Raw genomic sequence first — 10,071 nt, forward strand, 5'->3', positions numbered from 1 at the left:
TATGTTTTAGTGTTTTTGTCCCTGAAAACCTGATTCCGGATAATAAAATAATATTTGGCAGAGAGCGGTGGGGAGAAACTGTTTTGATTTTTGGTGAAAATTGGCTTTTGGGTGTGAAAAGGCGGATAGTGTTATCCGCCTATAGTTTTTGGGCATTTATTTCAATTCAGTATTCCAAACGCAGAACGTCGTCGATGAAGAGACCGGTTGCTTTAGCTATGGTTTCAACGTCAATGCCCATATTTAGCATGTTTACGGCAACTTGTTCTTTTGCTTCTTTCTCTCTTACTCTCAGCGCGTCTTCTGTTTTCCATTCTGTTAACAACATATTTATAACCTCCGATCCTTTATCGTTGAAATAAGTGTTTAATACATTTTTTTCCAAGCAGTCCATTATCGCCTTTTTTATTGCCTCGTCTCTACTCATATTCTTTTCATACTCGCGAGCCATTGCTATGAACATTTCGTATCCTTTCAGCGTTTCGCTTCTTTCCGCAAACTGAGGATTTCTACCTTCGTTTATATTGTAAACTTTTACAATAAGTTCAAGTTCCGGCGATACCCCATCTTTTTGCTCAAACATATCCGACAATTTAAGCGTTTCCTCGTCCGGATATTCGTATTTTCCGTTGTATAAAACTATAAATTCCGGGCGTGGTATCTTTATCCTGCTTTGTTTATACAGCGTTTCGGCTTCTACTATTTTTTCGTAAACCCGTCCCATATAAAGCAACATTCTTAACGGCATATTCGGGTTTATTGTCGATTGATGTTCTATCAAAACTACAAATTTACCGTCTATTACAAAAGAAATATCGTTCGCCTGCTCCATATATAGAACGCTTTCGAGCGTTGTTATTTGTATTTCCGTGTCTTTGCAGTAGTTTGTATTTTGTATTGCGTTGTACAACTCCAAAAGTGTATCTTTTTCACCGAATAAACTTGTAAAAACGCTGTCCTTGTATTCCCTGTTTGCTTTTGCGCTCACATTTTCTCCTTGTTTTTTTTAATGCTGTTGTTATATAATATAATATTTGCCGCTAAGCAAAACAGGTAAATTTTCACCTATTCTTTATTTGGCATTTAGTATTTTCTCTGAAAAGAATAATAGCAGAGGATAGACTAGTTCTCTACCCCTGCGTTATCTTCCCCGCATACCCGCCTTTACCTACCATAACTTCCGCGATATTCACAATATGCTCTTTTATCCGACGATAGCCCACAAGCATATCGGGATACGTCGTGCTTATCAGCGGGGGAGTGGGCGCTTCGGCTAAGCGCGCTATGTGTTTGCCGCGCAGTTCGCGAATTCTTTGGGTTATCGCTTCGCCCATATCGTAGGCGCCGCTGACTATTTTTGTGTTCTTTTCGCGATAGGCGTGATTAACCGTGTTAAAGAATTCAAACACGGCGTCGTGCAATCCGAGAAGTTCTTCGCGCATTATTGCGGGCATCTTTATTTCGTCGTTATTTATGCGCAGGTAGAGTTTTAATTGCATTGTTATGTAGTCGCTTATTGTCTCGAACTCGTCGGCGAGGCGTATTTGTTTTTGCGCGTGTTCGCTGACGGTCGGCGGACACTCTCCGCTTGACAGAAGTTGAGTTAAAAACGCGGTTATTTCCGTCTGCATTTTGTCGAGTTTGTCTTCTTTTTTGAAGACTTTGTTCACGAATTTTTCCTCAATTTCGTCGGAAGACAGCGCGGTTTTAAGCATATCGAACATTTTTTGGTCGTCTTCGCCCATATTGGCGATTTCTTTCCACGATTGCGCTATGGCAACCGTTGGCGTATTGAGCATATATTTGTCCAAATGCGTGCATTTCGGCTGATCTTTGGTCGGCTTGTCCTTTACTGTTTTTTCGAGAATTTTTGCCCATATTCTTGTAAACGGCAGGAAAAGGGCTGTGTTCATAACGTTATACACAGTATGAACAGCGGCTATTGCGGCAAGTATATACGGATAGGTTGCGTAATCGTTTACCATTACCATTGTATTCGGGTCGTTTCCGATAATAAAACGTATAAATTGCAAATATACGCCGAATATTGTCGTAATCCATATCACCCCTATAACATTAAAGGATATGTGCGCGAGAGCCGCCCGTTTTCCGTTGGTGGTTGTTCCTATCGAAGCCAAGTATGCCGTAAAAACAGTGCCGAGGTTTTCGCCGACCACGAGCGCGGCGGCGGTTTCAAACGGAATTACGCCCGACGCCGCAAGTCCCATCGTTATACCTATGGTTGCGGTTGACGACTGCACAATGAGCGTAAGGAGGCATCCTACGAGAACGCATTTCAACAAACCGAAGTAGGTGTCCGCAGAGAAACGGGAGAACCATTCTATATACTCGGGAATACTGCGTATGGGTCTGAAGCCGTCTTTCATAAGCCAAAGTCCGGTAAATATCATACCTATACCCATTGCCACCATAGCGGTGTATTTGATTTTTTCGTTTTTGGAGAAAATATAAACGAACGCGGAAATTCCCATTAAGAGAAGCCCGTACATATCTATGTTTATTGCGAGCATCCAACCGGTAAGCGTTGTGCCGATGTTTGCGCCCATAATAATTCCGATTGCCTGATACAGAGATACAAGTCCCGCGTTAACAAACCCGACGGTCATTACCGTGGTTGCCGTCGATGATTGGATAATACAAGTGACGAGCGTTCCCATTCCGACCGCCATAAAACGGTTTGGAGTTGCCATACTTATCATTTTGCGCAGGCGATTTCCCGCGATAGTCTGCAAGCCCTCGGATAAGTGTCGCATACCGAGCAAGAATATCCCGATACCGCCTATAACTTTAAATATCATCTCCAAAAGAAAATCGTTAACCATACAAAAATCCTTCTTTTAATCGAATTTACTTGCTTTTAGCAAAAAATGAACACAGAAAATACATTATGTGCTATATGATATTCGGAAAAATATAAACAAATTTAACAATTTTGCATAAAATTGCATTTTTTCTCCCACTTTGCTTTGGCGAAAATTATTTTACCTCTGCTTTTTGTCAAAAAATCGACAAAACTATTTTTAGTTGGGGTGTCGGCAAATGGTTAAGCCAGCAGGTTTTGGTCCTGCCATTTGAGGGTTCGAGTCCTTCCACCCCAGCCACTTTTATATGTGATAATAAATGTTTTTAGTTTCTTTAGGAGGAACAAGTGGATAAAATAAAATTGACGGCTCGTGTTCGCAAAGGCGCAGGAAAGTCATATACCCGCAAAGCAAGAGCTGAAGGTTGGATTCCCGCTGCTTACTATGGTTTTGGTATTGAGCCCATTAAAGTTGAAGTCAATGCTCACGAATTTAATTTGATTGTTTCAAGAAAACAACACAACAAATTGGTCGAACTTGCGGGCGAAGGGCTTCCTAAGGACGCTGTTGCGGTTGTTCGTGAAAAACAGAAAGACGTAATTAAAGACTCTGTTTATTATCACATCGACTTTCAGGCGGTTGACGCAAAACGTCCCGTTAAGGCAAGAAGTTTCCTTAAATTGGTCGGAAACAGCGACGCGCTTAAGATGGGCGCTATCTTAAACCAAGCTATGTACGAAGTTGATTTGCAAGGTTTGTCGGATAAAATTCCGGAAATCGTGGAGTTGGATATCAGCAACCTCAAAACAGGCGATTCGGCTGTTGCGGGCGATGTTAAACTTCCCGACGGCGTAAGTTTGATTACGAACAAAGCGAGAGTTGTTGCGCGCCTTTTGGGAAAAACTAAGTAAGCTTTTTCGTCGGACCGAACAGGTGGGCGACGTTGAAATATTGCTTGGAATAGGGAACATCGGCGAAAAATACGTCGGAACGCGGCATAATATCGGCTTTGTTGTTGTGGAAAAGTTTGCCGAAAAAAACAGCCCTCGCACAAAAAAGAAGTTTAAGCATTCGCTGGTTTGGGAGTGTTCATTCGCGGGAAAGAAAATAGTTGTTTGTCAGCCTAATACTTACGTAAATAATTCGGGACTTGCGGCTAAAGAACTTTTTGGCTTTTACGGCGTTGCCGAAGACAAAATGCTTGTGGTTGTCGATGATTTCAACTTAAATCTTGCGGCAATGCGTTTCAGACAAAGCGGCTCGGACGGCGGACATAACGGACTTAAGTCGCTTGCTCAACATTCGTCAAAAGATTACGCAAGATTACGTTTCGGCATAGGACCGCTTCCCGAAAATGAAACGATTACCGATTTTGTTTTAGGAAAATTCAGCGCGGAAGAAGAGAAAATCGCGAATGAAAAACTTGATTTTGCGATAGAAGCGATAGAGAGTTATTTTGTAAACGGAATTGTAGCGACAATGAACAAATACAATTCCAAATAACCGGAAATGATAGATGTAGGGGCAGGTTTCAAACCTGCCCGTGCAGTCATAAGAGAGATAGAATAGTTTTTTAATCCACCCTCCCCATCGGAGGGCAAAGACCATTGGAGGACTGATGAGTAAGTATGAAACTGTTGTCGTTTTTGACGGTAATTTGCCGCAGGACGCGATAGAAAAAGAAAGCAAAAAAGTAGAAGAGTTGCTTTCGACAAACGGGTCAATCATCAAGATTGACGTGTGGGGCAAGAGACCTCTTGCGTACACAATCAACAAAAAGTCGTTCGGTTATTACGTGCTTTTCGTGTATGAGTACAACGGAAACGCAGGTAAATTTATCGACAACAGCCTTAAGTTTAACACAAACGTGATGCGCCATCTTACGGTTATTCACGAGAACGCAGTGATTTTTGCGGCAACCAAATCCGCAAACGACAGAGCAAGTGAAAATACCGACGACGTTAAAGAAGAAGAGGAGTAATTAAGTATGCCGAGAAGAGAAAATGTTGTAAAATACAGAGTTTGTTCTTTTTGCGAAGACAAAATTGAGCCTTCATACAAAAACGTTGACGCGCTTAAAAGAAAAACGACGGAAAGAGGAAAAATTCTTCCTCGCAGAGTTACGGGAGTTTGCGCGAAACATCAGAGAGCGCTTGCCTCCGAAGTTAAGAGAGCAAGACATATTGCGTTGTTGCCGTTTGTAGCGGAAAACATTCACTAAGAAAGGACGAGGAGGAACTTTATGAAAATTATTCTTCAACAGGATTTTAATCGTCTCGGAAACGCGCACGATGTAGTAGAAGTAAAAGACGGATACGGCAGAAACTACCTTATCCCTGAAGGAATTGCGGTTTTGGCAACTGCCGGAAATCTTCGTCATAACGAAGAAATGAAAAAATACGCGGCTAAAAAAGGCGAAAAACTCATAGCGGAAGCGAAAGCTCGCGCAGAAAAGATCAACGGTCAGCAATTCACAATCGCCGTTAAAGTAAAAGACGGCGACGATATTTACGGTTCGGTTTCGGCGCAGGATATTATAGAACACCTTGCGGAAAACAATATCGAAATCGCGCGTTCGGCAGTTCTTTTGTCGGAGAGCATCAAAAAACTCGGCGTTTACGACGTTGCAATCAAAATCTATAGAGATATAGAAGCAACGGTAAAAGTCTGGGTAGTGAAAAAAGAAGAAGAGTAAGAGAAGACGAATATCTCAATTAAAAAAGCCCGCAGAAATGCGGGCTTTTTTTGCGAAAAAAAAGAAAGAAATAAATTATGAATAAAAGCGAAATAATAGAGCTAATAGAGAGTTTGTTTGCGAAAAGAATTGAAATAGGCGAACATTTTGACCAAAAAACAGCAAGAGGAATAGTTGCGGGTTTTCCTCTATTTATAGAAAACGTGAATGATGGACGTAAAATTCGCATTCCCGTATCGGTTGTAGGTGAAATAAGAAGTCCGAGAACATTTGATAAGAGCAATGTTATAAAAGACTTGCCAACCTTATATGAAAACTCTGTATTAGGTTGGTCGGAGCCCGAAGCAATTTTTGACGGGCATAAAAGACACGCAAACGTAAAAGAATATCATCAGTACATAAACAAGTTTTCGGACGGTAGTGATGAATATTATATAAGATTTACTGTTTCCGAAGAAAAAGGTAGCGGACGAAACTCTATGTATTCGGCGACTTTGAGTGAAATATCAATATACAAAAAAGACGGAAACCTAAATCAATCCTCCGATTACGCTCGGAGTGAAGCAGGTTTGCCGCCTTTTGTTGACAGGAAACTTCAAAAGTTCCTCACTACTAAATAATATACAAAATATCCGTGCAAAAAGTCAAGGGTAAAATAAAAAATTATCTTTTTTTACCAATTTTCTACAAAAAACCACCAAACCGCCACCTCTCCACAAAACAAAATAGTATTTTTGCAATTAAAAACAAGGAGACAATTTATGAACATCACGAAAGTCATAGCTTTGACGACGATGTTTGCCGTAAGTGCGTGGGCGACTAATTGGAACGCCCCGCAAATATCAATATCAACCGAAGCGCAATTAAGAGAATTTGCCGCCCAAGTAAACAACGGCAAAGATTTCAAAAATCAAACAATAACACTTGAAAACGACATAGAACTCGTTGGCGGAAATTGGGTGCCGATTGGTTGGTGGCGTTGGACTTATCCGAATCCAAATGAACACTGGAATCCGTTTAACGGAACTTTTGACGGGAACAACAATGTAATTAAAGGTGTTTATATAGACAAAGCTTTGTCCGATATTTCCTCTTGGTTATTTGGGTTATTTGGAATTGTCGGCGAAAATGGGGTTGTTAAAAACCTTGGCGTTATTGATTTTAGTATAACATTAGAAGCAGAAGAAAACGGAAGCGAAGCATATATCGGAGGATTAGTCGGCACTAACAGTGGAAGAATTGAGAATACTTTTGCAACAGGAAAAATCTATTTTGGCGGCACTATTTGGGGCGATATTGGCGGATTGGTTGGAATTATGAATGATGGAACAATAGAAAATTCTTATGCCAATGTGAACATAACAATAGATGCTGATAATAATTTGGATTATTTCGTTGGCGGATTAGTTGGCACAAGTGAAGACGGCGCAATTCGAAACAGCTATGCTATAGGAATTATAGTAAATAGAGGCGAGGCGCCATATGTTGCAGGTCAATTGTTGGGCTGGGGCGAAAGTATAGAGATTTTAAGTTCTTATGCTTTACAAGGCGTATACGAATTGAGCGGCGGTAATGATGACGGCACAATCTTTCAAAACTCAATATTGCTAACTGAAGCACAATTCCGTCAACAAAGCACTTTCATTGGTTGGGATTTTGCTAACATCTGGCAAATCGCCCCTGAAACAAACAACGGCTTTCCGTTTTTGCGTGGTTTCAGCGGCGGCGGCACATCAATATCTCGTAATACTATCACAAGAAAAACCGCAAACCCTGCCTCTTTCGCAGGAATAAGAAACGGTCAAATCCACCTAAACCTCGCCGCAGGCAATTACACCGCCGAACTTTACAACCTGCAAGGTCGTATGGTAAGCAGAGCGAACATCACCGCAATAAACGGCGTGAATGCTGTTGGATTGAGAACAGATAATCTCGCGCAAGGCGTGTTTGTCTTGAATGTGAAGCAGAACGGCGTTTCTGTGTTGAGGCAGAGAATTGGGGTGAAATAGGCAAGTAAAAGTAGGGGCGACCGCTCTCGGTCGTCCGCTATTTCGGTAAATTTTCGATTATTTGTAGAGACGTAGTGCCTTACGTCTCTTTTTTTTGTTTTGGCATAACGTATTTTTGTGGCAAAAAAACAACCAAAAAGGAAAAAGTCCAATGAAAGACATAGCAAGTTTGTTCGGGAGTATGGTTTTTAACGAAACGGTAATGCAAGCGAGATTGCCGAAAGACGCTTTTGACGCCCTTAAAAGAACGATGTCGCAGGGAACGCGTTTAGAGCGGGGGACTGCCGACGTTGTAGCAAACGCTATGATGGAATGGGCGCTCGAAAAAGGCGCTACTCACTTCACTCACTGGTTTCAGCCGATGACGGGAACTACCGCGGAAAAACACGACAGTTTTATATCGCCTGCAGGCAACGGTAAGGCAATTATGGAATTTTCGGGCAAAGAGCTTGTCCACGGCGAGTCCGACGCGTCTTCTTTTCCGTCGGGAGGTTTGCGCGCCACTTTTGAAGCGAGAGGCTACACGGTTTGGGATACGACTTCTTTTGCTTTCATAAAAGACAACGCTTTGTGCATTCCTACGGCTTTTTGCTCGTATTCGGGCGAGGCGCTCGACAAAAAAACGCCGCTCCTTCGCTCAATGGAGGCGCTCGACAAGCAAGCTATGCGCATCCTTAAGCTTTTCTCAAACAAGGACGTAAAAAGAGTGGCTCCCACCGTTGGAGTTGAGCAGGAATACTTTCTTATAGACAAACAAATGTTTTTGAAACGCCCCGATTTAATTTATACGGGAAGAACGCTTTTCGGCGCGCTTCCGCCAAAGGGGCAGGAGCTCGAAGACCATTATTTCGGCTGTCTTAAGCCGAGAGTGTCGGCTTTTATGCGGGAATTGGACGAAGAATTATGGAAATTAGGCGTTTTTGCCAAAACCAAGCATAACGAAGTCGCGCCCGCTCAGCACGAACTCGCCCTTATATTCGCAACGGCAAACATTGCTACCGACCACAACCAACTGACTATGGAACTTATGAAAACCATTGCCAACAAGCATAATTTGGCTTGTCTTTTGCACGAAAAACCGTTTGCAGGAGTAAGCGGAAGCGGCAAACACAATAATTGGTCTATGGCAACCGATACAGGCAAGAATTTGCTTGAGCCGGGCGAAACTCCTTACGAAAACGCGCAATTTTTGCTGTTTTTGGTGGCGGTAATAAAAGCGGTCGATGAATATCAAGATTTACTGCGCGTATCTGCGGCAAGCGCGGGCAACGACCACCGCTTAGGCGCAAACGAAGCGCCTCCCGCAATAATATCTATGTTTTTAGGCGACGAATTAACCGAAATTCTTGAAGCAATCGAAAGCGGCAACGCCTATAAATGCAAAGAAAAAAGCGAAATGGAAATCGGCGTAAGCGTTTTGCCACATTTCCCCAAAGACACAACCGACCGAAACCGCACATCGCCGTTTGCTTTTACGGGCAATAAATTTGAGTTCAGAATGCTCGGCTCAATGTTTTCTACGGCGGGTCCAAACATCGTTCTGAACACGGCGGTTGCAGAAACTTTGCGCCAATTTGCCGAAAAATTAGAGAATTCGACAAACTTTAACGAAGATATGGCAACGCTTGTAAAAGAAACGTTCCGTAATCACAAAAGAATTGTCTTTAACGGAAACAATTACTCGCCCGAATGGGTCGAGGAAGCGAAGCGCAGAGGGCTCTCCAACCTAAAAACGACTATTGACGCGCTTCCTGCGTTTGTGTCGCCAAAAAGTGTGGATTTGTTTTCTAAGCACCACGTTTTTTGCGAAACCGAATTGCATTCCCGCTTTGAAATAATGTTGGAAAGTTATTGCAAACAGCTCAATATCGAAGCGCTTACGATGGTTGATATGGTGTACAAAGACGTTATTCCGTCGAGTATTTCGTATCAGAAAGAGATAGCGCAGCTTTTGCAGACGAAAAAATCAATCAAGGGCTGGGGTTTTGAGGCAATACTCGAAGAGAAAATCTTGGATACTCTTTCTCGTTCTTCTTCGCTTCTTCTTATAAAAGCAGAAGCACTCGAAAAAGCGTTGGCAGACGTAAAGGCGAAAAAAGGAGTAAGCGATATTGCAAAATTCTATCGCGACAACGTATTTGCGGCAATGTCGGAACTTCGCAAAGTCTGCGACGAATTAGAGGCAACAATCGCCCGAAAATATTGGTCGATGCCAACTTACGGCGAGATACTTTTTAGCGTGGTTTGATAACAATAGGGTGTTTTACATAATTTCTGCGTTAATTTTGTAGGGGCGAAAAATCTTTCGCCCTTTGTTATTATCAAAAATTAGGCATTAAACAAAAAAAAGAGACGCAAGCATTGCGTCTCTACAAAAATGGCGGACCGGACGGGACTCGAACCCGCGACCTCCTGCGTGACAGGCAGGCGTTCTAACCAACTGAACTACCGGTCCACTCTATGGTGGTGGGGAGTACAAGGCTCGAACTTGTGACCCCCTGCTTGTAAGGCAGGTGCTCTGAACCGACTGAGCTAACCCCCCGAA

At 42.5% G+C, this 10,071-nt stretch carries 9 protein-coding genes, 3 tRNA genes and 1 pseudogene; 9 read left to right on the forward strand and 4 right to left on the reverse strand.

Annotated elements, in window-relative coordinates; all coding sequences use genetic code 11:
• Nucleotides 1–166: 166 nt before the first annotated feature.
• Nucleotides 167–988 carry an Rpn family recombination-promoting nuclease/putative transposase gene (locus FWE23_10580; protein MCL2845874.1) on the reverse strand — a complete coding sequence of 274 codons (822 nt, stop codon included), beginning with the start codon at nt 986–988 and terminating at the stop codon, nt 167–169.
• A gap of 142 nt (nt 989–1,130) precedes the next feature.
• On the reverse strand, nt 1,131–2,843 hold the full coding sequence (locus FWE23_10585) for a Na/Pi cotransporter family protein (protein MCL2845875.1): 1,713 nt from the start codon (nt 2,841–2,843) through the stop codon (nt 1,131–1,133).
• A gap of 203 nt (nt 2,844–3,046) precedes the next feature.
• Here FWE23_10585 and FWE23_10590 point away from each other — a divergent pair.
• The 9 genes and pseudogenes from FWE23_10590 to FWE23_10630 all read left to right on the forward strand — a co-directional run bounded on the left by FWE23_10590 (nt 3,047) and on the right by FWE23_10630 (nt 9,774).
• A tRNA-Gln gene (locus FWE23_10590) sits at nt 3,047–3,122 on the forward strand.
• 47 nt (nt 3,123–3,169) lie between these two features.
• Nucleotides 3,170–3,733, forward strand: a complete 564-nt coding sequence (locus FWE23_10595; protein ID MCL2845876.1) for a 50S ribosomal protein L25 — start codon at nt 3,170–3,172, stop codon at nt 3,731–3,733.
• 22 nt (nt 3,734–3,755) lie between these two features.
• Nucleotides 3,756–4,325, forward strand: coding sequence for an aminoacyl-tRNA hydrolase (gene pth, locus FWE23_10600; GenBank protein ID MCL2845877.1), 570 nt, complete (start codon nt 3,756–3,758; stop codon nt 4,323–4,325).
• Between the two features lie 115 nt (nt 4,326–4,440).
• Nucleotides 4,441–4,803 (forward strand): 30S ribosomal protein S6, encoded by a 363-nt coding sequence (gene rpsF / locus FWE23_10605; GenBank protein ID MCL2845878.1) that lies wholly within the window; start codon nt 4,441–4,443, stop codon nt 4,801–4,803.
• A 30-nt stretch (nt 4,804–4,833) separates the two neighbouring features.
• Nucleotides 4,834–5,043, forward strand: a pseudogene (gene rpsR / locus FWE23_10610) (30S ribosomal protein S18).
• A gap of 21 nt (nt 5,044–5,064) precedes the next feature.
• Nucleotides 5,065–5,517 (forward strand): 50S ribosomal protein L9, encoded by a 453-nt coding sequence (gene rplI, locus FWE23_10615; protein MCL2845879.1) that lies wholly within the window; start codon nt 5,065–5,067, stop codon nt 5,515–5,517.
• Between the two features lie 77 nt (nt 5,518–5,594).
• Nucleotides 5,595–6,137: a hypothetical protein gene (locus tag FWE23_10620; protein ID MCL2845880.1), complete on the forward strand. Its 543-nt coding sequence runs from the start codon at nt 5,595–5,597 to the stop codon at nt 6,135–6,137.
• Nucleotides 6,138–6,278: 141 nt separating this feature from the next.
• On the forward strand, nt 6,279–7,526 hold the full coding sequence (locus tag FWE23_10625) for a T9SS type A sorting domain-containing protein (GenBank protein MCL2845881.1): 1,248 nt from the start codon (nt 6,279–6,281) through the stop codon (nt 7,524–7,526).
• Between the two features lie 151 nt (nt 7,527–7,677).
• Nucleotides 7,678–9,774 (forward strand): glutamine synthetase III, encoded by a 2,097-nt coding sequence (locus FWE23_10630; protein ID MCL2845882.1) that lies wholly within the window; start codon nt 7,678–7,680, stop codon nt 9,772–9,774.
• Between the two features lie 130 nt (nt 9,775–9,904).
• Here the strand turns inward: FWE23_10630 and FWE23_10635 are convergent.
• Both FWE23_10635 and FWE23_10640 read right to left on the reverse strand, forming a co-directional pair.
• Nucleotides 9,905–9,981 (reverse strand) — tRNA-Asp (locus tag FWE23_10635).
• A 9-nt stretch (nt 9,982–9,990) separates the two neighbouring features.
• Nucleotides 9,991–10,068 (reverse strand) — tRNA-Val (locus tag FWE23_10640).
• Nucleotides 10,069–10,071 lie beyond the last annotated feature (3 nt).

The organism is Chitinivibrionia bacterium, assembly GCA_009779925.1.
Taxonomy (GTDB): domain Bacteria; phylum Fibrobacterota; class Chitinivibrionia; order Chitinivibrionales; family Chitinivibrionaceae; genus WRFX01.